Origin of the sequence: Micromonospora carbonacea, assembly GCF_014205165.1 — a bacterium.
GTDB lineage: Bacteria > Actinomycetota > Actinomycetes > Mycobacteriales > Micromonosporaceae > Micromonospora > Micromonospora carbonacea.
This window is the reverse complement of record NZ_JACHMZ010000001.1, coordinates 2,566,987-2,591,027: the sequence shown is the minus strand read 5'-3', so window position 1 is coordinate 2,591,027 and position 24,041 is coordinate 2,566,987. Positions and strand designations below refer to the sequence as shown.

Genomic DNA, 24,041 nt, shown 5'->3' with positions numbered 1-24,041 from the left:
GGGGTTCTTCGGGTCAAGATCTTCAACCCGTCGCCCCTGTGCCGCAGCAGTTAGGTTTGCCTAACCTCAACCACTGTCCGTATTGGGCGTGAGAAAGGAACAGCATGGTCCGATCCAGAACCGGTGCCGGCCGGTGGCGTTCGCTGCGGTGGGCCGCGGTCGCCCTCCTCGGCGCCTCGGCCGCCCTCGTCGGCGTCACCCCCGCCTCGGCGGCCGGGGCCGACATCAGCACCGGCAGCCTCACCTGGGGCTTCAAGGCGTCGTTCCGCAGCTACGTCAACACCGGCAACGGCAACCCGCCGATCGCGGCGAGCAACGGAGCCAGCATCAACGCCGACGGCACCTTCACCTTCCCGGCGAAGGGCGGCACGTACGACGCCGGCACCGGCGCCATCGACGCCAGGTACGGCGGGACTGTCGTCTTCTCGTACCCGGCGCACATGTTCACCATCACCCTGGCCAACCCGACGGTCGCCGTCTCCGGCGGCACCGCCGCGCTGAAGGCGGACGTCGACCTGGCCACCACCGCCACCGAGCCGGTCTCGGTCCGCCAGGCCACCATCGCCACCATCGCCGTCACCGACGGCAACCCCGGTGGCAGCGGCGGCACGGTGACCGCGACCGGCCTGGCGGCGACGTTGACCGCCGAGGGCGCCAGCGCGTTCAACGGCTTCTACGCCGCCGGCGCCGCGCTCGACCCGCTGTCGTTCACCTTCTCCACGGGTGGCGGCGGCGAGCCGGCCGGCCCGGCGGTCGCCGTCGCCCCGTCCACCGGCGTCGACCCGGCCGGGGCGACGATCACGGTCGAGGGCAGCGGCTTCGACCCCGAGGCCAACGGGGCGGCCGGCATCTACGTCTCCTTCGGTCCGAAGGTCGACGAGCACTGGACGAACGCCGGCGTCCTCCAGGTCACCAAGTGGGTGAGCAAGACGAACGAGCCGACGGAGGCCCGCGACCGGCTCCACGCCGACGGCACGTTCCGCACCACCCTGCCGATCAGCGCGGTCTACACCGACCGCACCGGCGCACAGGTCGACTGCACGCGGGTGCAGTGCTACGTGATCACCTTCGCCGCCCGCGGCTCGGCCGACCGGAGCCAGGACACCTTCACCCCGGTGACGTTCCGCAGCGCCCCGGTCGGCGGCGGAGGCGACGCCGACCAGCAGATCACCGCCACCGTCACCGGCGGCGCGCTGACCCTCGGCGTGGCCGGCTCCACGGTCGCGCTGCCGGCGGTCAGCAACGGGCAGGTCACCAGCGGGGCGCTGAACACCGCCACGGTGGCCGACCTGCGCGGCACCAACGCCGGCTGGAGCCTGGTCGGGCAGGTCTCCGACTTCGCCTCGGCCGGCGGCGGCAGCATCGACGCGGACAACCTCGGCTGGGTGCCGAACGCGTCCGTCGTCACCGACGGCCTCGCCGGCACGCCCGGCGTGGTCACCCCGGGCGCGGCCGCCGCGCCCGGTGCCGGCCTGGGCACGGCGCGCGCGCTGTGCACCTCGGCCAGCGGCGCGAGCAACGGCACCTTCGGCTGCGGCGCCCAGCTCAACCTCGGGATCCCGGCGTCCGCCCCGGCGGGCGACTACACCGCGGTCCTGACGCTCACCCTCTCCTGATCACGGCACCACCGGTGGGGCGGGCTCCGCGCCCGTCCCACCGGCCCGACCACCTGCGGAGCCCGGCATGCCCCTGCCCACCGCCCTGTCCCGGGCGAGCGTCGCGCTCGCCGCCGCGCTGCTCGCGGCGACGGCCCTGCCCGCGCCGGCCGACGCCGCGCCCGCCCCGTCGCCCGGCGTCGACGCCGACGCCGCCGACCGGACCGGCGCGGCCCGCTGGTCCGTGCAGCCGTCCAGCGCGAAGGGACCCACCGGGCGCAACTACTTCATCTACGACCTGGCCCCGGGCAGCACCCTGACCGACCACGTCGGCATCACCAACCTCGGCGACCGCCCGCTCACCTTCGACGTGTACGGCACCGACGCCTACACCTCCGCCGACGGGGCGTTCGCCCTGCTGCCGGCCGATCAGCCCGCCACCGACGTGGGCTCGTGGATCCGGTTCGAACGGCGGGCCTGGACGGTCCCGCCCGGCAAACGGGTCGACATCCCGTTCCGCCTCGCCGTGCCGGCCGACGCCACCCCGGGCGACCACACGGGCGGGGTGATCGGCTCGGTCGCCCGCGCCCGGACCACCGCCGACGGGCAGCGGGTCCTGGTCGACCAGCGCCTCGCCGCCCGGGTCCACCTGCGGGTCGACGGCCCGGTGCGCCCCGCCGTCACCGTCGAGTCGGTCGACGTCTCCTACGCCAACCCGGTCGACCCGTTCGCCGGCGGCGACCTCGTGGTCCGCTACCGGGTACGCAACACCGGCAACGTCCGGGTCACCGGCAGCGGCGCGGTGACCGTCGCCGGGCCGTTCGGCTGGGAGCAGGCCCGCACCTCCCCCACCGACCTGCCGGAGCTGCTGCCCGGCGGCACCGTCACCGTCACCGAGCGGATCACCGGCGTGCCCCCGCTGCTGCGGCTGACCGCCGAGGTCGACCTCGCGGCGGCCACCACGGACACCGCGCTGCCGCCGGTGCTGCGCTCCGCCGGGGTGTGGGCCCCGCCGTGGGTGCCGCTGGCGCTACTCGCGGTCGCGGGCGGCTGGGGCGGGCTGCGGTGGTGGCGTCGCCGCGCCCCCGGCGACGGCGGGCGGACCACGGCGGACGATGCGCGGCCCACCGTGGACGGCGGACCGGCCACGGTGGACGCCGGGCCGGCGACGGCATGACCGCCCGGACCCGCGCCGGCGCCCCGCTGGCCGCAGCCGTGGCCCTGGCCCTGGCGCTGGCACCCACCGCGGCCGGGGCGGCCGAGGGCGGGCCCGGCGTCACCGTGCCCGCCGGGCCGCTGCGGGTCGGGCAGCGGGTGCTGGTCGACCTCGACGGCTGGCCCGCCGGCACGGCGCAGGCCGAGGTGTGCGGCAACGCCGCCCGGCGCGGGGCGCTGGACTGCGCGACGGGCGACGCCACGCACGCCCAGGTGCCGCCGTCCGGTCGCGCCCGGCTGCCGGTGCTGCTGGCCGCCCCGCCGGTGGCGTGCCCCTGCGTGCTGCGCGTCCGGACGCCGACCGGCACGGCCGCCGCCACCGCCGCCCTGCCGCTGGCCGGGGTGGACGCGCCGCCCGCCGCGCCGGGCGTCCCGGCCGCGCTGACCCTGGAGTCGGTGCGCGCCGACGACCGGTCCGGGCCACGCGGCTGGTTCGGCCTGCCGGGCGAGCTGGCGCTGGGGTTCACCCTGCGCAACCCCGGCACCGAGGACGTGACCGACCCGCCGTTCACGCTGCTGGTCGGGCCCCCGGGGCGAGCCCGGACCATCGTGGCCGCCCCGGCGGTCGGCACCGTCGCCGCCGGGGCGACCCGCGACTACCGGGTCACGGTGCCCACGGGCGCGGCCCCGTACGGCCGGTACGAGATCGACGGTCGGATCGAGGTGCCCGGCCGCCCGGTCGCGTTCACGGTGGAGGCCGCCCGGCGGCCCTGGGGCCTGCCGGTGGCCGCGGCGGTCCTCACGGCGGCGCTGCTGCTCGCCCGACGGGGCCGTCGGGCACCGGCCCGGTGACCCGTTTCCGCAGCTCGGAGGTCGTGCCGACCGCGCCGCTCGCCGCTTGCCTACGCGGTCGGGAGGTGACCGGCCGCCCGCCCGGCGCGGCGCCGCGGCCCCGTTGACGGCCGACGCCGCCGCGCACTACGTTCGAGATGGGCACACCCGTCCGCATTCCGAACGCCGGCGCGGACGCCACGACGGCACAGAAGGCGGGAGGCCGATGGCGAAGATCGTCTCGCTGGCCGACGGGATCGCGGAGCTGGTGCACGACGGGGACGTGGTGGCCCTGGAGGGGTTCACCCACCTCATCCCGTTCGCCGCCGGTCACGAGATCATCCGGCAGGGGCGGCGCGGCCTGACCCTGGTGCGGATGACCCCGGACGTCATCTACGACCAGCTCATCGGGGCCGGCTGCGCCAGCCGCCTCGTCTTCTCCTGGGGCGGCAACCCGGGGGTGGGCTCGCTGCACCGCTTCCGCGACGCCGTGCAGCACTCCTGGCCCGCGCCCCTGGAGCTGGAGGAGCACAGCCATGCGGGAATGGCCAACCGCTACGTCGCGGGCGCCTCCGGCCTGCCGTTCGCCGTCCTGCGCGGCTACACCGGCACCGACCTGCCCCGGCACACCGCCACCGTCCGCACCGTCGACTGCCCGTTCACCGGCGAGACGCTCACCGCGCTGCCCGCGCTGCGCCCCGACGTGACCGTGGTGCACGCCCAGCGCGCCGACCGGGCCGGCAACGTGCAGCTGTGGGGCATCACCGGCGTGCAGAAGGAGGCCGTGCTGGCCGCGCGCCGGTCCCTGGTCACCGTCGAGGAGCTCGTCGACGAGCTGACGCCGGTGCCGGGGCAGGTCGTCCTGCCCGGCTGGGCGGTCACGGCGGTGGCCCGGGTGCCCGGGGGCGCGCACCCGTCGTACACCCAGGGTTACTCGGTCCGCGACAACGACTTCTACCGCGACTGGGACGCGATCAGCCGGGACCGCGACGCCTTCCGGGCCTGGATCGCCCGGCACGTGCTGGCGACGGAGGTGCCGGCGTGAGCGCGGCGGACTGGTCGGCCGACGAGATGATGACGGTCGCCGCCGCCCGGCAGCTACGCGACGGCACCGTCTGCTTCGTCGGCATCGGCCTGCCCAGCACCGCCGCGAACCTGGCCCGCGTCACCCACGCCCCCGGCCTCGTGCTGGTCTACGAGTCGGGCTGCCTCGGCGCGAAGCCCGACCGGCTGCCGCTGTCCATCGGCGACGGCGTCCTCGCCGACACCGCCGACGCGGTCGTCTCCGTGCCGGAGGTGTTCAACTACTGGCTCCAGCCCGGCCGCATCGACGTCGGGTTCCTCGGCGCGGCCCAGCTCGACCGCCACGGCAACCTCAACACCACGGTCATCGGCGGCTCCTACGCCGAACCGTCGGTCCGCCTGCCCGGCGCCGGCGGCGCACCGGAGATCGCCGCGTCCTGCGGCGAGGTGGTCGTCATCGTCCGGCAGAGCAGGCGCACGTTCACCGACCGCGTCGACTTCGTCACCTCGGTCGGCTACGGCGCGGGGCCGGACGACCGGGCCCGGCTCGGGCTGCGCGGCGGCGGCCCCCGCACGGTGATCACCGACCTCGGCGTCCTCGAACCCGACCCGGCCACCCGCGAGCTGACCCTCACCCGGCTGCACCCCGGCGTCACCGTCGCGCAGGCCCGGGCGGCAACCGGCTGGCCGCTCGCCGTCGCCGACGGGCTGACCACCAACGAGCCGCCCACCCCCGCCGAGCTCGCCGCGCTGCGGGCCCTGCGGGCCACGTCGAGGGCGACGACCTGACCCGTGACGTGCACATTCGCGCCGCCGTCCGCACCCCCGTCGGCCGCCACGGCGACGGCCGGCCGGCGGCGCGTAGGCGGGACGGGACGACCGGCCCCCGCCGGCGCGGCCGCGCGAGGCGCGGGGGCACCGGTGCCTGCCGTGGCGGGCGGCGCGGCTACGCTGGCCACCGACGGTGACCGGGCGCTCAGGCCACCCCGGGAGACCTGCGGCAGGAGACCGAGTGACCGACGCGGCGCGATCCGGGGAGTTCGTCCAGTCGCTGGAGCGCGGCCTGGCCGTGATCCGCGCGTTCGACGCCGAGCACCCCCGGCTCACCCTGAGCGAGGTGGCGCGGGCCACCGGGCTGACCCGGGCCGCCGCCCGGCGCTTCCTGCTCACCCTGGTCGAGCTGGGCTACGTGCACACCGACGGCCGGCTGTTCTCGCTGCGCCCGCGCGTGCTCGACCTCGGCTACGCCTACCTGTCGGGCCTGAGCCTGCCGGAGGTCGCCCGGCCGCACCTGGAGGCGCTGGCCGCGCAGGTGCGCGAGTCCTGCTCGGTGTCGGTCCTCGACGGCGGCGAGGTGGTCTACGTCGCCCGCGTCGCCACCAGGCGGATCATGACGGTGGGGATCAGCGTCGGCAGCCGGTTCCCCGCGTACGCGACGTCGATGGGGCGGGTGCTGCTCGCCGCGCAGCCCGCCGACTGGCTGGACGACTACCTCGCCACGGCGCGGCTGCGGCCGTTGACCCGGCACACCGTCACCGACCCGGCCCGGCTGCGCGCCGCCCTGACCACGATCGCCGCGCAGGGCTACGCGATCGTCGACCAGGAGCTGGAGGAGGGGCTGCGCTCGCTGGCCGCGCCGATCCGCGCGGACAACGGGTCGGTGGTCGCCGCGATCAACGTCTCCGCGCACGCCAGCCGCGGCTCGTTCGAGACGATCCGCACGGAGCTGCTGCCGCCCCTGCTGGCCACCGCGCAGCGCGTCGAGGAGGACCTGGCGGCCGGTCCGGGCCGGTGAACCGGCGCCGGACCGGCCCGCCACCGCGTCGGCGGCGGATGGTCCGGCTCAGCGCGCCGGCACCGCGGGCAGGCGGCCCGGGCCTAGGTGCCGGGCGTACGCGCCGGTGGTGAAGAACGCCGGCAGGTCCTCGCCGAACGCGGTGTCCTCGACGACGCGGGCGGCCCGCTCGGCGCGCTCCCGGTCGGCGGCCCCGCGCCCCGTCACCAGCTCGGCCAGCTCCTGCGCGAGGATGCTCCGGACCAGCTCGTCGGTGACGCAGCCGCCGTCGGCCAGCGGGGTGCCGTGGTGCAGCCACTGCCACACCTGGCAGCGGGCGATCTCGGCGGTCGCCGCGTCCTCCATCAGGTTCCACAGGGCGACCGCCCCGGCGCCGCCGAGCCACGCGTCGATGTAGCGCAGCGCGACCGCGATGTTGGCGCGCACCCCCGCGGCGGTGACCTGGCCGGGGGTCTTGTCGACGGCGAGCAGGTCGGCGGCGGCGACGTTGACGTCGTCCCGGAGCCGGTCGAGCTGATGCGGGCGCTCGCCGAGCACCGCGTCGAACTCCTCCCGGCAGGTGGCGACCAGCCCCGGGTGGGCGACCCACGAGCCGTCGAAGCCGTCGCCGGCCTCGCGCCGCTTGTCCGCCCGCACCCGGTGCAGGGCCACGTCGTTGACCTGCGGGTCCCGGCTGGGGACGAACGCGGCCATCCCCCCGATCGCGTGCGCGCCCCGCCGGTGGCAGGTGGCCACGAGCAGCTCGGTGTACGCCCGCATGAACGGCACCGTCATGGTGACCTCGGCCCGGTCGGGCAGGACGAAGTCCGGCCACTGCCCGAAGTTCCTGATCACGCTGAAGATGTAGTCCCACCGCCCGGCGTTCAGGCCCGCCGAGTGCTCGCGCAGCTCGTAGAGGATCTCCTCCATCTCGAAGGCGGCGGTGATCGTCTCGATGAGGGTGGTGGCCCGGATGGTGCCGCGCGGCAGGCCCAGGCGCTGCTGGGCGAAGACGAAGACGTCGTTCCACAGCCGCGCCTCGTGGTGGCTCTCCAGCTTCGGCAGGTAGAAGTAGGGTCCCGCGCCCGCGTCGAGCTGCCGCCGCGCGCAGTGGAACAGGTAGAGCCCGAAGTCGACCAGGCTGGCCGAGATGGGCCGCCCGTCCACCGCGATGCCCTTCTCCACGAGGTGCCAGCCGCGCGGCCGCACGACGATCGTGGCCAGCTCGTCGCCAAGGGCGTAGCGCCTGCCGCGCGCGTCGGTGAAGTCGATGCGCCGGTCCAGGGCGTCGATCAGGTTGAGCTGGCCGGCGACGACGTTGCGCCAGGTCGGCGAGGTGGCGTCCTCGAAGTCGGCGAGCCACACCCGTGCCCCGGAGTTGAGCGCGTTGACGGTCATCTTGCGGTCGGGCGGTCCGGTGATCTCGACCCGCCGGTCGAGCAGGCCGGGCGCGGGCGGGGCCACCCGCCAGGTCGGGTCGGCGCGGATCGCGGCGGTCTCGGGAAGGAAGTCGGGGAGCTGGCCGGTGGCGTACCGGTCCCGGCGGGCGCGGCGGGTGTCGAGCAGGGCCACCCGGCGGGCGGCGAACTCGCTGTCCAGCTCGACCAGGAACTCCAGCGCCGCCGGGGTGAGGACCTCGTCGAACCGGTCGGCCAGCGGACCGATGATCTCGTATCTCATGCGAACTGCTCCTCCTCGGTGGAACCGCGCAGGGCGGTGGTCTCGGCGGCCGGGTTGAGCACGGTGCTGATCAGGTCGAAGTATCCGGTGCCGACCTCGCGCTGGTGCTTGACGGCGGTGTAGCCGGCCGGCTCGGCGGCGAACTCCCGCTCCTGCAACGACACGTAGGCGGGCATGCCGTCGGCGGCGTAGCCGCGGGCCAGGTCGAACATCGAGTAGTTGAGGGCGTGGAAGCCGGCCAGGGTGATGAACTGGAACTTGTAGCCCATGTGGCCGAGTTCCCGCTGGAACTTGGCGATGGTGGCGTCGTCGAGGTGCTTGCGCCAGTTGAACGACGGCGAGCAGTTGTAGGCGAGGAGCTGGTCCGGGTGCTCCGCCTTGATCGCCTCGGCGAAGCGCCGGGCGGTCTCCAGGTCCGGGGTGGAGGTCTCCATCCAGAGCAGGTCGGCGTGCGGGGCGTAGGCCAGGCCCCGGGCGATGCACGGCTCGATGCCGTTGCGCACCCGGTAGAAGCCCTCGGCGGTGCGCTCGCCGGTGACGAAGGGCCGGTCGCGCTCGTCGACGTCGGTGGTCAGCAGCGTGGCGGCCTGGGCGTCGGTGCGGGCGATGACCACCGACGGCACGCCGGCGACGTCGGCGGCGAGCCGCGCCGCCTCGAGGGTGCGGACGTGCGCCCCGGTGGGGACGAGCACCTTGCCGCCGAGGTGGCCGCACTTCTTCTCGGCGGCGAGCTGGTCCTCCCAGTGCACGCCCGCCGCGCCGGCCGCGATCATGGCGGTCATCAGCTCGTACGCGTTGAGCGGCCCGCCGAAGCCGGCCTCTGCGTCGGCGACGATCGGGGCCAGCCAGTCGGTGCCGTCCTCGTCGCCCTCGGCGGTGGTGATCTGGGCGGCGCGCAGCAGGGCGTTGTTGATCCGGCGCACCACGGCGGGCACCGAGTTGGCGGGGTAGAGGCTCTGGTCGGGGTAGGTGTGCCCGGCGAGGTTGGCGTCGGCGGCCACCTGCCAGCCGGAGAGGTAGATCGCCTTCAGCCCGGCCCGGACCATCTGCACGGCCTGGTTGCCGGTGAGCGCGCCCAGGGCGTGGACGTAGTCCTCGCTGTGCAGCAGCCGCCACAGCCGCTGCGCCCCGTGCCGGGCCAGGGTGTGCTCCTCCTGGATCGCCCCGCGCAGGCGCACCACGTCCTCGGCGCGGTAGCCGCGGCGCACCCCCTGCCAGCGGGGGTCGGTCGCCCACTCGGTCCGCAACTTCTCCACGGCGTTCTGCATGATGTCGTCTCCTCGGCTGTCGTGACGCCGGCGCTCCGTCGTGCCGCCCGGGGGGCGTGACCGCGGTGCCGGTCCGGCGTGCCGCCAACGGTCACACGGCGTCGGCGGCACGGTCGAGGGGCGGAAGAAGCCAAGTTCTGAGAAGTTCGCGCCCCGTCTTGCGAAGTTGCGAAGGGTTATATTTGCAGCCTGCCAACGGTGCTGGGCTGCCGAAAGAGCGACGAGGAGGTGAGCGCGATCAGCAAGACCTTCGCGGGCGCCCGGCTGCGCCGGATGCGCGAGGACCGCGCGCTGAGCCAGTCGCACCTGGCCCGCCTGCTCAACATCTCCCCCAGCTATCTCAACCAGATCGAGCACGACGCGCGACCGCTGACGGTGCCGGTGCTGATGCGGATCACCGAGGTCTTCGGCGTCGACCCGACGGTGTTCGCCCCGCGGGACACGCCGCGGCTGGTCGCCGGGCTACGCGAGGCCCTCCCGGGGCGGCCGAGCGTCGCCGACCTCACCGAGCTGGCGACCCGGCTGCCGGAGGTCGCCGAGGCCGTCCTCGACCTGCACCGGCGTTCCCGGCAGGCCGACGAGCAGCTCGCCGAGCTGCTCGGCGACCGGGAGACGATCGGGCGCAGCCCGCACGACCGGGTGACCGAGTTCTTCTACCGGCGGCAGAACTACGTGCCGGACCTCGACGAGGCGGCGGAGCGGCTGGCGGCGGCCATCGGGCTGCGCCGCGGCGAGGTGCGCTCCGCGTTGCAGGACCGGCTCGCCGAGCGGCACGGCGTGCAGGTGCGCCGCGACGACGCCACCCTGCTCGGCGACGAGTTGCACCGCTACCGGCCGCAGACCCGCACCCTGCACCTGTCGACGTCGCTGCGGGCCGGGCAGGAGGCGATGCGGATGGCGGCGCAGATCGCGCTGCTGGAGTTCGCCGACGTGATCGACGAGATCGTGGAGGAGGAGCGCTTCGACGACGTGCAGACGCAGATCCTCACCCGGGTCGGCCTGGCGAACTACTTCGCCGCCGCGCTGATCCTGCCCTACGAGCGGTTCCTGGCGGCGGCGGAGCAGCGCCGCTACGACATCGACCTGCTCACCCAGCACTTCGCGATGGGCTGGGAGACGGTCTGCCACCGGCTCAGCACCCTGCAACGGCCCCGCGCGCGGGGGGTGCCGTTCTCGTTCGTCCGGGTCGACCGGGCCGGCAACCTGTCCAAGCGGCAGTCCGCCACGGGTTTCCCGTTCTCGCTGACCGGCGGCACCTGCCCACTGTGGAACGTCTACGAGGCGTTCAGCGCGCCCGGCCGGGTGGTCGTGCAGGTCGCGGCGATGCCCGACGGGCAGCGCTACCTGTGGATCGCCCGCACCATCACCCGGCACCACGGCGGCTACAACCAGCCGGGCAAGGTCTACGCGATCGGGCTGGGCTGCGAGGCCCGGCACGCCGAGCGGCTCGTCTACTCCGCCGGGATCGACCTGTACGCGGCCGACGCGACCACGTCGATCGGCCCCGGCTGCAAGACCTGCGAGCGGATGACCTGCCCGCAGCGCGCCGCCGCGCCGATCACCGGCCGGCTGGACCTGGACGAGAACCGCAGCACCTTCATCCCGTACCCGTTGAAGGGCTGACCCGGCCGGCTGCGGGCCGCGGGCCGCGGACGCCCGTCGGGGCGGGCCGGTGCCCCCGCGTCCCCCCGTCGGGCCGTAAGATGAGCACACTTCAACGTGATTCGAGAGTTGTAAAGGGGCACTCAACGTGACCGAGTTGGACGCCGTCGGCGGCCGGATCCGCGCCGCGCGGCAGGCCCGGGGGATGTCCCTGCGCGCGCTCGCCGAGAAGGTCGGCGTCTCGGCGAGCATGCTCTCGCTGCTGGAGAACGGCCGGTCGCGCTCCTCGATCCCCACGCTCTACGCCGTGGTCGAGGCCCTGGACCTGTCGATGGACGAGCTCTTCTCCGGCGCCCAGCCGCCCCCGGAACAGCCCCCCGCGCCGACGGCCGGGCCGCCCGCGTGGGGCGGCGGCACCGCGCCGACCGGCTCCGAGCTGCTCGTGGTCCGGGCCGGCAACCGGCGACGCATCGAGATGGAGACCGGCGTCGTCTGGGAGCAGCTCGGCCACAACGAGCAGGACGGCGTGGAGTTCATGCTGGTCACCTACCCGCCGGGGGCCAGCTCCAGCGACTCGGGGCGCTACCAGCGGCACAGCGGCCTGGAGTGCGCCCACGTCATGCAGGGCGAGCTGACCTGCAAGGTCGGCTTCGAGGAGGTCACCCTCGGGGCCGGCGACAGCCTGACGATCGATTCGTCCCGTCCGCACCTGTTCGAGAACAACGGGAGCGTGGACATGAGGGCCGTGTGGCTGGTGTTGCGGCACCGGGAGCCCGGCCCCGGCGACCCGCCGGCCCGGTAGCGATCCACCGCGATAAGTGTCCGTCAACAGGATGTTAAACAAGACTTGACACGCCTGTGACGGCGATCGCATCATGGGGACCGCCGATCCACCGTCCCGCACCCCCGGATCGGACACACACCACCCCCCTGCGGGCGTCTGTGGAGGTCCCTTACATGCCCAACCTGCTTCTCGCCGGCGGAATCGTCGTCACCTGCGCCGGCCCCAACGAGGTGCTGTGGCCCGGTGACGTCCTCGTCCGGGACGGACGGATCGCCGCGATCGGCCGCGACCTCGACGTCCCCGACGCCGAGCGGATCGACGTCAGCGGCCGGATCGTGATGCCCGGCCTGGTCGACACCCACCGGCACACCTGGCAGTCCGTCGTCCGCAACATCGCCTCGGACTGGACCCTCGACCAGTACCTCGTCGGCCTGCACGCCGGCCTCAGCCGGTACTTCCGCCCGGAGGACACCTACGCCGGCAACCTGCTCGGCGCGCTGGAGGCCCTGGACTCCGGCGTGACCACCCTGCTCGACTGGTCGCACAACCTCTTCACCCCGGAGCACACCGACGCCGCGATCGACGCCCTGGAGGAGGCCGGCCTGCGGGCCGTCTTCTCGCACGGCGGCGGCGCGCCGCAGTGGGGCGGCGTGATGCCGTCGCCGGTGCCGCACCCGGCCGACGACGTGCGCCGGCTGCGCTCCGGCCGGTTCGCCGCCAACGACGGCCGGGTCACCCTGGGCCTGGCCCTGCGCGGCCCCCAGTTCTCGACGATGGACGTCACCGTCGCCGACTTCGCGCTCGCCCGCGAACTCGACCTGCGCGTCTCGGTGCACGTCGGCGACGGGCACTGGGGCAAGACCAGGCCGGTCCATCGGATGAACGCCGCCGGGCTGCTCGCCCCCACCACGACCTACGTGCACTGCAACACCCTCGCCGAGGACGAGCTGAAGCTGATCGCCGACACCGGCGGCAGCGCCTCCGTCGCCACCGACGTGGAGATGCAGATGGGCCACGGCTGGCCGGCGACCGGCCGGCTGCTGGCGGTGGGCGTCCAGCCCTCGCTCTCGGTCGACGTGTGCAGCTCCATCGGCGGCGACATGTTCACCACGATGCGCACGACGCTGGCCGTGCAGCGGGCCACCGACAACCACGCGGCCGTCGAGGCCGGCGAGGCCCCCGAGCGGGTGAAGCTCGCCTGCTCCGACGTGCTGCGCTTCGCCACCATCGAGGGCGCGCGGGCCAACGGCCTCGGCGACGTCACCGGCTCGCTGGAGGTCGGCAAGGCCGCCGACATCGTCGTCCTGGCCGGCGACACGCTGGCCACCACGCCGGTCAACAACCCGTTCGGCACCATCGTCTACGCCGCCCACCCCGGGCTGGTCCGCGACGTGCTCGTCGACGGCCGGTTCGTCAAGCGCGACGGCAGGCTCGTCGGCGTCGACCTCGACCGGCTGCGGGCCCTCGCCGAGGCGTCCCGCGACCACGTGATCGGCTCGATGGCGGGCGCCGAGATCGGCGGCCGGTGGCAGCCCGAACCGAAGCTGAACCTGGCATGAGCCTGCTCGGACTGCCCCTCGCCGGCGCCGCGCCGCAGCCCGTCGCGGTGCGCGCGACCGACCCGCTCGGCCCCCGCCTGCTCGGCTGGCCGACGAGCCGGGCGGCGGCGGCCGTGGTCGTGCTGTTCGCGGTGAGCGCCGTGCTCTCCGGCGCCAGCGTCGGCCGCACCGCCCTGCTGGCGATGCTGCCGTTCGCGGCGCTCACCGCGATCGTCGCCGTGGGGCAGACCCTCGTCGTCCAGCAGGCCGGGCTCGACCTGTCGGTGGCCGGCGGCATCTCCCTCGGCGCCCTCGTGGTGGCCCGCTACGGCGACGCCGCGCAGTGGGGCCTCGGCACCGCGATCGCCGTGGCGCTGGCCGCGACGCTGCTCGCCGGGCTGGTCAGCGGCCTGGTCGTCACGGCCTTCGGGCTGCCGCCGCTGGTCGTCACCATCGCCGTCAACGCGGTCCTGATCGGCCTGGTCCAGTTCCTCTCCGGCGGCTACAGCGCCCAGGCGCCGCCGGCCCTCACCGAGTTCGCGGTCGGGCGCACGCTGGGCGTGCCCCACCTCGTGCTGGTGGCCGCCGTCGTCATCGTGGCCGCGCAGCTCGTGCTCAAGGGCACCGTCGTGGGCCGGCGCTTCGAGCTCGTCGGGGCCAACCGGCTGGCCGCGCACGCCGCCGGCATCAACACCCGCCGGTACACGATCTCGGCGTACGCGCTGTCCGCGCTGCTCGCCGGCGGCGCGGGCGTCCTGCTCGCCGGGTTCCTGCGCACCACCACCAGCTCCGCCGGGGACGCCTACCTGCTGCCGTCGGTGGCCGCCGTGGTGCTCGGCGGCACCGCGCTGACCGGCGGGCGCGGCAGCCTCACCGGAACGGCGCTCGGCGCGCTCTTCCTCGGCCAGCTCACCCAGCTCGTCCAGACCTACACCCAGACCACGGCCGTGCAGAACATCGTGCAGTCCGTGATCATCGGCTTCGGCATCGTGGTGCAGCTCAGCATCGCCACCCGGCTGCGCCGCCGGGCGATCCGCCGCAATCCCACCTGACCCGACCGGTCCACCCGCCGCGCGGAACGGCCCTCGCCGTCCCGCCGATGCCCCCACCCCTGGAGTCCCCATGCCGACACACCGGCGTTACCTCGCCACCGCGACAGCCCTGGGCACCGCCGCCGTCCTGGCGGTCACCGGCTGCTCCACCACCAACAAGACCGCCTCGGCCACGGGCGGCGACCCGAGCGCCGCCGCGCAGGTCGCCGTCGGCAACGCCGGGCCGCTCTCGGCCGCCGCCGCGATGGCCTCCGTCTGCGGCGACAAGCCGGTCAAGGTCGGCCTCGTCGACGGCCTCGGCACCAACTCGTGGTCCAAGATCGTCCGGGCCGAGATCGAGGACGAGGCCCGCAAGTGCCCGGCGATCAGCGGCGTCGAGTACGTCGCCGGCCGGGGCGACCTGCAGTCCACCCTCGCCGGCATCACCAGCATGGCCAGCAAGGGCGTCAACGTCCTGCTGGTGATCCCCGACGCCGGGCCGGGCCCCGCCCACCTGTCCGCGCTGCGTGCCGCCGCCAACGCCGGGGTCACCGTCCTCCCGATCGCCGCCGACCCGCAGGGCAAGCCCGGCAGCGACTACTTCGACTACGTCGACTGGGACACCCCGTACCTGGGCGAGGTGTGGGCCAAGTGGATGATCGACCGGCTCGGCCCGAAGGGCGGCAACATCGTGATGCTCGGCGGCCCCGCCGGCAACCCCGTCTCCCAGGCCCACCTCTCCGGCATCAAGAAGGTGCTGGCCGGCGCGCCGCAGGTGAAGCTGCTGACCGACGAGCCGGTGACCACCAACTGGGACCCGGCGATGGAGCAGCAGGCGATGAGCGGCCTGCTCGCCAAGTACCCCAAGATCGACGGCGTCATCAGCGACTACGGGGCCGCCGCCACCGGCGTGCTGCGCGCGTACCAGAGCGCCGGTCGGCCGCTGGTGCCGATCGCCACCACCGACGACAACGAGCTGAGCTGCGGCTTCACCGCGCTGAAGGCCAAGAACGGCGGCTACGAGCTGGCCACCGTCTCCTCCCGCACCTGGATCGGGCGGGTCGCGCTGCGCAAGGGCGTCGCCGTCGTCAACGGCAAGGCCGACGCCGAGCCGTCGCGGCTGCAACTGGACCTCTTCGAGGACTCCACCGGCGGGGCCGGCGGCGCGGTCACCCCGGACAAGGCGTGCAAGGCGGACCTGCCCAACGACGCCCCGCCGTCCTCGCAGCTCGACACCGCCCAGCTCGCCACCCTCTTCCAGGGCTGATTGGACACCCACGAGATGACGACCGTACGGGACGCCGCGCTGACGCTGACGGGGATCGTCAAGCAGTATCCGGGCGTACGGGCCCTCGACGGCGTGGACTTGGCCGTGTCGCCGGGCCAGGTCCACGCCGTGCTCGGCGAGAACGGGGCCGGCAAGTCCACCCTCGTCGGGGTGGCCGCCGGCTCCGTCACCCCCGACGAGGGCCGGATCAGCATCGGCGGCCGGGACTATCCGGCGCTGACCCCCGCCCTCGCCCGGGAGAACGGGCTCGCGCTGGTCTACCAGACCCCGGCGCTGGCCGGCGGGCTCACCGTCGCCGAGTCGATGCTGGTGCTCCTGCCCGAGCAGGTGCGACCCCGCGTCGGCGCGGCGTCGGCGTGGACCGCCGCGCACCTGCGCGGGCTCGGCCTGGACATCGACGCCGACCGGCTGGTCAGCGAGCTGACCATGCGCGAGGCGCACCTGGTGGAGATCGCCGCCGCGCTCGCCACCGACCCGCGGGTGCTGGTCCTCGACGAGCCGACCGAGGCGCTCGGCCCCGACGAGACGGCCTGGCTGTTCGACCGGATCCGGCAGCTCGTGGCGGCCGGCACGGCCGTCGTCTACATCACCCACCGCATCCCCGAGATCCGCGAGATCGCGCAGACCCTCACCGTGCTGCGCGACGGGCGGGTCGTCGGCGGCGGCACGGTCGCCGCGCACACCGACGAGCAGATCGTCGAGCTGATCGTCGGCCGGTCGCTGGACACCACCTTCCCCGCCAAGCCCGACCTGGCCGGCGCGCCCGTCGTGCTGGCCACCGAGGGGCTGCGCGGGGCCGGCTTCGCCGACCTGACCCTGCGAGTGTCGGCCGGCGAGATCGTCGGCTTCGCCGGGGTGGAGGGCAACGGGCAGCGCCAGGCGCTGCGGGCGCTGGCCGGGCTGGTCCGCTCGCACGGCCGGGTCACCGTCGCCGGCCGCCCGGTCGCCCTCACCGGCCCCGCCGCGGCGGCCGGGCGGGGCGTCACCTTCCTCTCCGGGGAACGGCTGCGGGAGGCCGTCTTCGGCGACCTCAGCATCCGGGAGAACGTCGATGCGCTCGCGCTGCCCCGGGTGTCGCTGCTGCGCACCCTCCTGGTGCCCGCCCGGGAACGGGCGCTGGTCGCCCCGGCGGTCGGCGCGCTGCGGGTGAAGGCGGCGAGCCTGGAGACCCCGGTCAACACGCTCTCCGGCGGCAACCAGCAGAAGGTGCTGCTCGCCCGCGCCAGCATCGGCCGTCCGGCGGTGCTGCTGGTGGAGGACCCGACCCAGGGCGTCGACGCCGGGGCCCGGCTGGAGATCTACCGGGTGCTGCGGGAACTCGCCGGGCAGGGCACGGCGGTCGTCGTGCTCTCCACCGACGCGGTGGAGTTGGAGGGGCTCTGCGACCGGGTCCTGGTCTTCTCCCGGGGACGCGTCCACGCCGAGCTCTCCGCCGCCACGCTCTCCGAGCGGGACATCACCGGCGCGGCGGTGCTCGCCACCGAGCAGGCGGTGGCCGCGCCGGCCGCCGGGCCCCGGCCGGGCCCGCGCCGTCGGCTGCTCGGCGGCGAGTCCCAGGCCGCGCTGATGCTGCTGCTCACCGTCGTGCTCGGCGCGGTGACCGCCGCCCGGGCGCCGGCCTTCCTCAGCTCGCTGTCCGTCGGGCAGCTCCTGCTGGCCGCCGCCTCGCTGGCCCTGGTCAGCCTCGGGCAGCTGGTGGTGGTGATGACCGGCGGCATCGACCTGTCGGTGGGCTCGGTGGTCGCGCTGAGCGTGGTCGCCGTGTCGTTCTTCGGCGCCGGCCCACCCGCGCTGTTCGCCGTGGGCGCGCTGGTGGCGCTCGCCGCCGGAGCGGCGGTCGGCCTGCTCAACGGGGTGCTCGTCACCCGGGTCAACCTGCCACCGGTGGTGGCCACCCTGATCACCTCGATCGGCGTGGTCGGGCTGGCGCAGCTGCTGCGCCCGCTGCCCGGCGGGCAGGCCGGCGACACGCTGCTGGCCGCGCTGGGCACCACGGTCGCCGGGGTGCCGGTGGTGTTCGTCGTCGTGGTGCTGGTCGGCGTCGCCGGGCACCTGCTGCTGCGCCGGGCGCGGGCCGGCCGGGCGCTGCGGGCCACCGGCTCGGACGCGCTGTCGGCGTCCCGGATGGGCGTCGCGACCGTGCCGACGCGGCTGCTGGCGTACCTGCTCGGCGGGACGCTGGCGGCCGGCGGCGGGCTGGCGCTCTACGCGCAGACCGGCATCGGCGACGCCTCGACCGGCCAGGCCCTCACCCTGGCCTCGGTGACGGCCGTGGTGCTGGCCGGGGCCAGCGTCTTCGGCGGCAACGGGTCGGCGCTGGCCACCCTCGCCACGGCGCTGTTCCTGCAGACCATCACCAGCTCGTTGAGCTTCCTGTCGGTCAGCCTCGCCTGGCAGTACTGGATCCAGGGCAGCTTCGTCGTCGCCGCGGCCCTGGTGCCGCTGCTGCGGGGTCGCCGCCGACGCCGGGGCCTGCTCGCCCTGGGCACCGCCTAGCCGCACCGTCACGCCCGGCCGTCCGCCGACGGCAGCCAGAGAAAGGCAGACCGTGTACCACGTCTCCCGCATCGACGACACGCTGGCCAGCACCCCGCCCGACCACCTCGGGCACAGCACCGGATTCCGCCGGCAGGACCTCGTCGGCCGCCAGTACGGCTCGCACCACATGACGATGAGCGTCGCCGTCCTCGACCCCGGCGGGCGCGTCGACGCCACCGTGCACTCGTACGAGAAGAGCCTCTGGCTGCTCGACGGCGAGCTGACCCTGACCATGCTGGGCCAGAGCATCGCGCTGCGGCCCGACGACTGCGCGGTGGTGCCGGTCGCGGTGGCCCACCAGCTCACCACCGGCGACGCCGGCGCCCGGTGGCTGGAGATGTCGGCGCCGGTGCGGCTGCTGCCCGGCAACCGCCGCCGGGACACGTTCTTCCTGCCCGAGGAGATCGCCGCCGGCCGGGCCGAGCCGGTGGACCTGCGCGACCCGCGCAACCGCAACTTCTTCCGCTTCGACGAGGGCTCGATGGACCTGGGCCGGCTGGCCCGGGGCAGCGACCCGGCCGCGCCGGAGGTGTCCGCGAGCATGGCCACGGCGCTGCTGGCCTACAGCGGCATCGGCATCCGGATGCTCGCCGACCAGCGGACCAACGCCCAGCTGCACACCATGTTCATGGTCGAGTACCAGCCCACCGCCGTGGCGCACCCGCACGACCACCCGTTCGAGGAGGCGTACGTCTTCACCCACGGCGAGACGGAGGCGGTCGTCGAGGGCGAGCGGTTCGTGCTGCGCCCCGGCGACGTGCTCTGGACGGGGTCGGGCTGCGAGCACGCCTTCTACAACCGCACCGACGGCCGGACCCGGTGGATCGAGACGCAGGCCCCGCAGCCGCCGGCGCAGCACTCGTACCGGTTCAGCCGCGACTGGGAGTACCTGGGCGACCGGCTCTGCGCCGGCACCCGGATCGACCCGGCGGCCGGCGATGCGTGAGTCCGTCGGCCTGCTCGGCACCGGCCGGATGGGCACGGCCATCGGCCGGCGGCTGCTCGCCGCCGGCGTCGGGCTGACCGTCTGGAACCGGACGCCGGCCAGGACCGAGCCGCTCGTCGCCGACGGGGCCGTGGCCGCCGCCACGCCCGCCGCGCTCGCCGCCTGCGAGGTGGTGTTCGTGGCGGTCTCCGCCTCCGCCGACCTGCTGGCCGTGCTCGACGGCCCCGAGGGGCTGCTGGCCCGCCCGGACGGGCTGCGGGTGGTGGTCGACTGCTCCACCGTGTCGGCGGCCGCGTCGGCGCGGGCCCGGCAGCTCGCCGCCGACGCGGGGGTGGGCTTCGTGGCCGCCCCGGTCAGCGGCAACCCGGCCGTGGTGGCCGCCGGCCGGGCGTGCTTCGTCGCCTCCGCGCCGGCCGCGCAGTTCGCCGTCGCCGAGCCGCTGCTGGGCCGGATCGGCCGGGCCGCCGTGCGGGTCGGCGACGGCGAACAGAGCCGGCTGGTGAAGCTCTGCCACAACCTCTACCTCGGGGTGCTGGTGCAGGCGCTGGCGGAGGTGACCGCGCTGGCCGAGAAGGGCGGCGCGGACCGGGAGGCGTTCCTGCGCTTCCTCGGCGAGACCGTCGTCGGCTCGCCCTGGGTGCGCGACCGGACGCCGGCGCTCGCCGCCGGTGACCTCACGCCCACCTTCACCACCGCGCTGCTGCGCAAGGACTTCGACCTCGGGCTGGCCGCCGCCCGCGAGCACGAGGTGCCGATGGCCGTCGCCGGCCTGACCCACCAGCTCGTCCAGGCGGCGATCGGCCGGGGACTGGGCGAGCGGGACCTGCTCTCCCTCTTCGCCGTGCAGGCGCAGGCGTCGGGCCTGGCCCCACCGGGCTGACCCCCGCGCCGCCCACCCGGGACCACCACCCAGCCGCCGGCACCGGCCGGTACCTGACCAGGAAGCGAGAACACCAACCATGGGGACTGCCACGTTCGGCATGAACGTCGTCGACTGGGAGAGCCGCGTCGACATGGACCGGCTGCGCCGGGAGCGGCTGGCCCGCCTGAAGCACCAGCTCCAGGGCTCGGAGGTCGGCGCGCTGCTCACCTTCGACTTCCACAACATCCGCTACATGACGGCCACCCACATCGGCACCTGGGCGATGGACAAGCTGATCCGGTTCGCGCTGCTGCCGCGCGGGGGCGAGCCGGTGCTGTGGGACTTCGGCTCGGCGGCCCGCCACCACCAGCTCTACGCGCCGTGGCTGGACTACCGCACCGGCGACGACGTCGCCGAGGGCGCGCGGGGCACCAGCGGCGCGCGGGCCGGCATCTCGGTGCTGCGCGGGGCCTTCCACCCCGACTCGGGCGTCGCCGAGGCCGTCGCCCAGAAGATCTACGAGGAGCTGGAGCGGTACGGCCTGCACACCTCCCCGGTGGGGGTGGACGTGCTGGAGATGCCCATCCTCCAGGCGCTGCGCGCCAAGGGGATCGAGGTGGTCGACGGCCAGCAGGTGTTCCTGGAGGCCCGCCGGATCAAGACGCCCGACGAGATCACCCTGCTGACCACCGCCGCGTCGATGGTCGACGCCGCCTACGACGACCTGTACGGCTTCCTGCGCCCCGGGGTGCGGGAGAACGAGACCGTCGGCCTGGTCGCCAAGCGCCTCTACGACCTCGGCTCCGAGCACGTCGAGGGGGTCAACGCGATCTCCGGCGAGCGCTGCTCGCCGCACCCGCACGTGTTCAGCGACCGGCTGCTGCGCCCCGGCGACCCGGCCTTCTTCGACATCCTGCACAGCTTCATGGGCTACCGCACCTGCTACTACCGCACCTTCGCGGTGGGCAGCGCGTCGCGGGCGCAGGTCGACGCGTACAAGCGGTGCCGCGAGTACATGGACCGGGCGATCGAGCTGGTGAGGCCCGGGGCCACCACCGCCGACATCGTCAGCGTGTGGCCGACCGCGCAGGAGTTCGGCTTCGCCGACGAGGAGGCCGCGTTCGCCCTCCAGTACGGCCACGGCGTCGGCCTGTCGATCTGGGAGAAGCCCATCTTCAGCCGGCTCGTGTCGCTGGAGCACCCGGAGGTGCTCCAGGAGGGGATGGTGTTCGCGCTGGAGACGTACTGGCCGTCGGCCGACGGGGTGGGCGCGGCGCGCATCGAGGAGGAGCTGGTCGTCACCGCCGACGGGGCCGAGGTCATCACCAAGTTCCCGGCCGAGGAGCTGCTGGTCGCCGGCCAGCGCTACTACACGACCGCCGGCCCGCTGCCGACCCAGCGCCACGCCCAGTCGCACGTCAACAACCGCCCGGAGGGGGACGCCTGATGGCCATCGCGACGCTGAACCCGGCCACCGGGGTCGTCGAGCGGACGTACGCGCCGATGTCCGACGCCGAGGTGGAGCGGGCCCTGGCCGACGCGCAGCGGGCGGCGAAAGCCCTGCGCCGCACCACCTTCGCCGAGCGGGCCGGCTGGATGCGCGCCGCCGCCGACCTGCTGGAGGCCGACGCCCCGACGCTGGCGGCGACGATGACCCGGGAGATGGGCAAGACCCTCGCCTCGGCCGAGGCGGAGGTGCGCAAGGCGGCGTACGGCTGCCGGTTCTACGCCGCGCACGGCGAGGCGATGCTGGCCCCGGAGCCGGCGGACGCCGCCGCCGTCGGGGCCGCCACGGCCTACTCGGTGTACCAGCCGCTGGGCGTGGTGCTGGCGGTGATGCCGTGGAACTTCCCCGTCTGGCAGGTGCTGCGCTTCGCCGCGCCGGCCCTGATGGCCGGCAACGCCGGCCTGCTCAAGCACGCGTCGAACGTGCCGCAGACCGCGCTCTACCTCGGTGAGCTGTTCACCCGGGCGGGCTTCCCGCGCGGGGCGTTCGCCACCCTGCTCATCGGCGCGGCGCAGGTCGAGGGGGTGCTGCGCGACGACCGGGTCGCGGCGGCCACCCTGACCGGCAGCGAGGCGGCCGGCCGGTCGGTCGCCCGCATCGCCGGGGACGCGCTGAAGAAGACCGTGCTGGAGCTGGGCGGCTCGGACCCGTTCCTGGTGCTGCCGAGCGCCGACGTGGCGCGGGCGGCGGCCACGGCGGTGCGGGCCCGCTGCCAGAACAACGGGCAGTCCTGCATCGCGGCGAAGCGGTTCATCGTGCACACCGACGTCTACGACGAGTTCGTCGCGGCGTTCGCCGAAGGGATGGCGGCGCTGCGGGTCGGCGACCCGGCCGAGCCCGGCACGGACGTGGGCCCGATCGCCACCGAGTCGGGCCGGGCGGAGCTGGAGGAGCTGGTCGCCGACGCGGTGGCCCAGGGCGCGACGGTGCTCACCGGCGGCGCGCGGCCGGACGGGCCGGGCTGGTTCTATCCGCCGACGGTGCTCGCCGACGTCGACCCGTCGATGCGGCTGCACCTGGAGGAGACCTTCGGCCCGGTGGCCACCGTCTACCGGGTGCCCGACCTCGACGCCGCGCTCGACCTGGCCAACGCGACCGCCTTCGGCCTCGGCGCGGTCGTCTGGACCACCGACGAGGCCGAGCGGGCCCGGTGCGTCGCCGAGCTGGAGTCGGGGGCGGTCACCGTCAACGGCATGACCACGTCCTACCCGGAGCTGCCCTTCGGCGGCGTCAAGACCAGCGGGTACGGCCGGGAGCTGGCCGCCGCGGGGATCCGCGAGTTCTGCAACCTCAAGGCGGTGTGGATCGGTCGGTGAAGATCTCGGGGTGCCGGGACAGCTCGACCCGGGTGCGCCGGATGTGGCCCTCCAGGACCCGTCCGGCGTCCACCGGGTCGCGGCGGCGCACGGCGTCGAGCAGCAGCTGGTGCTCGGCGTTGACGACCCAGCGGCGGGACTCGCCGCTGAGCGTCATGTACGTCCGCCGGTAGTACTGGGTGGAGTTCCACAGCCGCACCACGACCCCGGCGAGCGGCTCGGTGTCGCAGCGCGAGTAGCTGAGCAGGTGGAACTGCCGGTCCAGGCGCAGGAACTCGGTGACGTCGGTGTGCCGTTCGATGGCGTCCTGCACCGCGGTGAGCTCGGCGAGGTCCGCGTCGTCGAGCCGGGGCAGGCTCTCGGCGAGCGCCAGCGGTTCGAGCCGTTCCCGCATCCGGTAGACGACGTCGAGCTCGTGCGGGCCGAGCCGGGGCACGCGCGCGCCCTTGTTCGGCTCCAGCTCGGTGAGCCCCTCGGCGGCGAGCATGCGCAGCGCCTCCCGCACGGGCAGCCGGCTGGCCCCGAGCCGCTCGGCGACCTCGTGCTGGCGGATCCGGTGCCCGGGGGGCAGCTCGCCGTCGAGGATGGCCTGGCGCAGGTACGCGGCCACCCGGACGCTCGCCGCGCCGTCGACGGCGTCGTCAGTCACCACGCGCGTCCCGCGCCGCCGCCCCGGCCCGGTCGAACGCCTTGCCGTCGGGATAGGACACCAGCTCGAACTGCATTCCCCATGGGGCCAGAAAGTACACCCACCGCTGCCCCCGGCTCGGCCCCGAGCTGGCGGTCGGCGCGCCGAGCACCCGCACCCCGTGGGCGTGCAGGTGCGCCACGGCGGCGTCGAGGTCGTCGACGTAGAGGGCGACGTGGTGGCCGCCGACGTCGCTGTTGCGCGGGGGGTCGGGCTGCTGGTCGGGGGCCTCGTACCGGAAGACCTCGAAGATCGCCTGTCCGCCGCAGCGGTAGAAGTCGAGCCGGCGCATGACCGCGCGGGGGTGGACGGCCAGGTGCTCGGCCATCCAGTCGTCGTCGTGCCGGAACGGCCCGACCGAGTAGAGGTACTCGCAGCCGAGCACCTCCACCAGGAACCGTCGGGCCTGGTCCAGGTCGGGCACGGTGAAGCCGATGTGATCGACGCCGCGCAGCCCCGGCAGTGCCATGGCAACCTCCAAATGGATCCATTTCCTCCTTCCTACCACCCCCCTTGACCCAAAAGAAGCGGAGGCTGGCCTTGAGAATGGATCCATTTAGTGTGAGACTTCGGCGGTGCGGCCAGCCGCGCCGCAGCCTGAGCCCGGAAGGGGTG

At 74.7% G+C, this 24,041-nt stretch carries 20 protein-coding genes; 16 read left to right on the top strand and 4 right to left on the bottom strand.

Features of this window, described 5'->3' with window-relative positions; genetic code table 11:
• Positions 1-104 precede the first annotated feature (104 nt).
• From HDA31_RS11205 to HDA31_RS11180, 6 genes are all read left to right on the top strand, one after another.
• On the top strand, positions 105-1,616 hold the full coding sequence (locus HDA31_RS11205; RefSeq protein ID WP_178065014.1) for an HtaA domain-containing protein: 1,512 nt from the start codon (positions 105-107) through the stop codon (positions 1,614-1,616).
• A gap of 67 nt (positions 1,617-1,683) precedes the next feature.
• Positions 1,684-2,772 carry a WxL protein peptidoglycan domain-containing protein gene (locus HDA31_RS11200; protein WP_178065013.1) on the top strand — a complete coding sequence of 363 codons (1,089 nt, stop codon included), beginning with the start codon at positions 1,684-1,686 and terminating at the stop codon, positions 2,770-2,772.
• On the top strand, positions 2,769-3,602 hold the full coding sequence (locus tag HDA31_RS11195; RefSeq protein WP_178065012.1) for a hypothetical protein: 834 nt from the start codon (positions 2,769-2,771) through the stop codon (positions 3,600-3,602). The genes HDA31_RS11200 and HDA31_RS11195 overlap by 4 nt, the downstream gene beginning before the upstream one ends.
• A 205-nt stretch (positions 3,603-3,807) precedes the next feature.
• Complete coding sequence (locus tag HDA31_RS11190) at positions 3,808-4,626, top strand: CoA transferase subunit A (RefSeq protein WP_178065011.1); 819 nt, start codon at positions 3,808-3,810, stop codon at positions 4,624-4,626.
• Entirely contained in the window at positions 4,623-5,393 is a 771-nt protein-coding gene (locus HDA31_RS11185; RefSeq protein WP_246383875.1) for a CoA-transferase subunit beta, read from the top strand. Before HDA31_RS11190 ends, HDA31_RS11185 begins: the two co-directional genes overlap by 4 nt.
• 223 nt (positions 5,394-5,616) lie before the next feature.
• A complete protein-coding gene (locus HDA31_RS11180; RefSeq protein ID WP_074473153.1) occupies positions 5,617-6,399 on the top strand; it encodes an IclR family transcriptional regulator in 783 nt (260 codons plus the stop codon).
• 48 nt (positions 6,400-6,447) lie between these two features.
• Here the strand turns inward: HDA31_RS11180 and aceB are convergent, their stop codons facing one another.
• Complete coding sequence (aceB, locus tag HDA31_RS11175) at positions 6,448-8,058, bottom strand: malate synthase A (RefSeq protein ID WP_178065010.1); 1,611 nt, start codon at positions 8,056-8,058, stop codon at positions 6,448-6,450.
• Positions 8,055-9,326: an isocitrate lyase gene (gene aceA, locus HDA31_RS11170; RefSeq protein ID WP_178065009.1), complete on the bottom strand. Its 1,272-nt coding sequence runs from the start codon at positions 9,324-9,326 to the stop codon at positions 8,055-8,057. Before aceA ends, aceB begins: the two co-directional genes overlap by 4 nt.
• 198 nt (positions 9,327-9,524) lie before the next feature.
• On the opposite strand from aceA, the gene HDA31_RS11165 reads away from it, so the two are divergent.
• From HDA31_RS11165 to HDA31_RS11120, 10 genes are all read left to right on the top strand, one after another.
• A complete protein-coding gene (locus HDA31_RS11165; RefSeq protein ID WP_246383873.1) occupies positions 9,525-10,949 on the top strand; it encodes a short-chain fatty acyl-CoA regulator family protein in 1,425 nt (474 codons plus the stop codon).
• Between the two features lie 127 nt (positions 10,950-11,076).
• On the top strand, positions 11,077-11,730 hold the full coding sequence (locus HDA31_RS11160) for a helix-turn-helix domain-containing protein (RefSeq protein ID WP_178065008.1): 654 nt from the start codon (positions 11,077-11,079) through the stop codon (positions 11,728-11,730).
• Positions 11,731-11,885: 155 nt separating this feature from the next.
• A complete protein-coding gene (locus HDA31_RS11155; RefSeq protein ID WP_074473149.1) occupies positions 11,886-13,271 on the top strand; it encodes an amidohydrolase family protein in 1,386 nt (461 codons plus the stop codon).
• Positions 13,268-14,302, top strand: coding sequence for an ABC transporter permease (locus HDA31_RS11150; protein ID WP_178065007.1), 1,035 nt, complete (start codon positions 13,268-13,270; stop codon positions 14,300-14,302). Before HDA31_RS11155 ends, HDA31_RS11150 begins: the two co-directional genes overlap by 4 nt.
• A gap of 70 nt (positions 14,303-14,372) precedes the next feature.
• A complete protein-coding gene (locus HDA31_RS11145; protein WP_178065006.1) occupies positions 14,373-15,548 on the top strand; it encodes a substrate-binding domain-containing protein in 1,176 nt (391 codons plus the stop codon).
• A 15-nt stretch (positions 15,549-15,563) separates the two neighbouring features.
• On the top strand, positions 15,564-18,065 hold the full coding sequence (locus HDA31_RS11140; protein WP_178065005.1) for an ATP-binding cassette domain-containing protein: 2,502 nt from the start codon (positions 15,564-15,566) through the stop codon (positions 18,063-18,065).
• Positions 18,066-18,117: 52 nt separating this feature from the next.
• Entirely contained in the window at positions 18,118-19,053 is a 936-nt protein-coding gene (locus HDA31_RS11135) for a cupin domain-containing protein (protein WP_178065004.1), read from the top strand.
• Positions 19,046-19,933 carry an NAD(P)-dependent oxidoreductase gene (locus HDA31_RS11130; protein WP_178065003.1) on the top strand — a complete coding sequence of 296 codons (888 nt, stop codon included), beginning with the start codon at positions 19,046-19,048 and terminating at the stop codon, positions 19,931-19,933. Before HDA31_RS11135 ends, HDA31_RS11130 begins: the two co-directional genes overlap by 8 nt.
• Before the next feature lie 79 nt (positions 19,934-20,012).
• Complete coding sequence (locus tag HDA31_RS11125) at positions 20,013-21,362, top strand: M24 family metallopeptidase (protein WP_074473145.1); 1,350 nt, start codon at positions 20,013-20,015, stop codon at positions 21,360-21,362.
• The gene (locus HDA31_RS11120; protein ID WP_178065002.1) at positions 21,362-22,738 is read left to right on the top strand and encodes an NADP-dependent succinic semialdehyde dehydrogenase; all 1,377 of its coding nucleotides are present in this window, start codon (positions 21,362-21,364) and stop codon (positions 22,736-22,738) included. Before HDA31_RS11125 ends, HDA31_RS11120 begins: the two co-directional genes overlap by 1 nt.
• Here HDA31_RS11120 and HDA31_RS32940 read toward each other — a convergent pair.
• On the bottom strand, positions 22,713-23,387 hold the full coding sequence (locus HDA31_RS32940; protein ID WP_178065001.1) for a GntR family transcriptional regulator: 675 nt from the start codon (positions 23,385-23,387) through the stop codon (positions 22,713-22,715). The two genes, HDA31_RS11120 and HDA31_RS32940, sit on opposite strands and share 26 nt — an antisense overlap.
• Entirely contained in the window at positions 23,380-23,895 is a 516-nt protein-coding gene (locus HDA31_RS11110; RefSeq protein WP_074473502.1) for a VOC family protein, read from the bottom strand. Before HDA31_RS11110 ends, HDA31_RS32940 begins: the two co-directional genes overlap by 8 nt.
• Positions 23,896-24,041 lie beyond the last annotated feature (146 nt).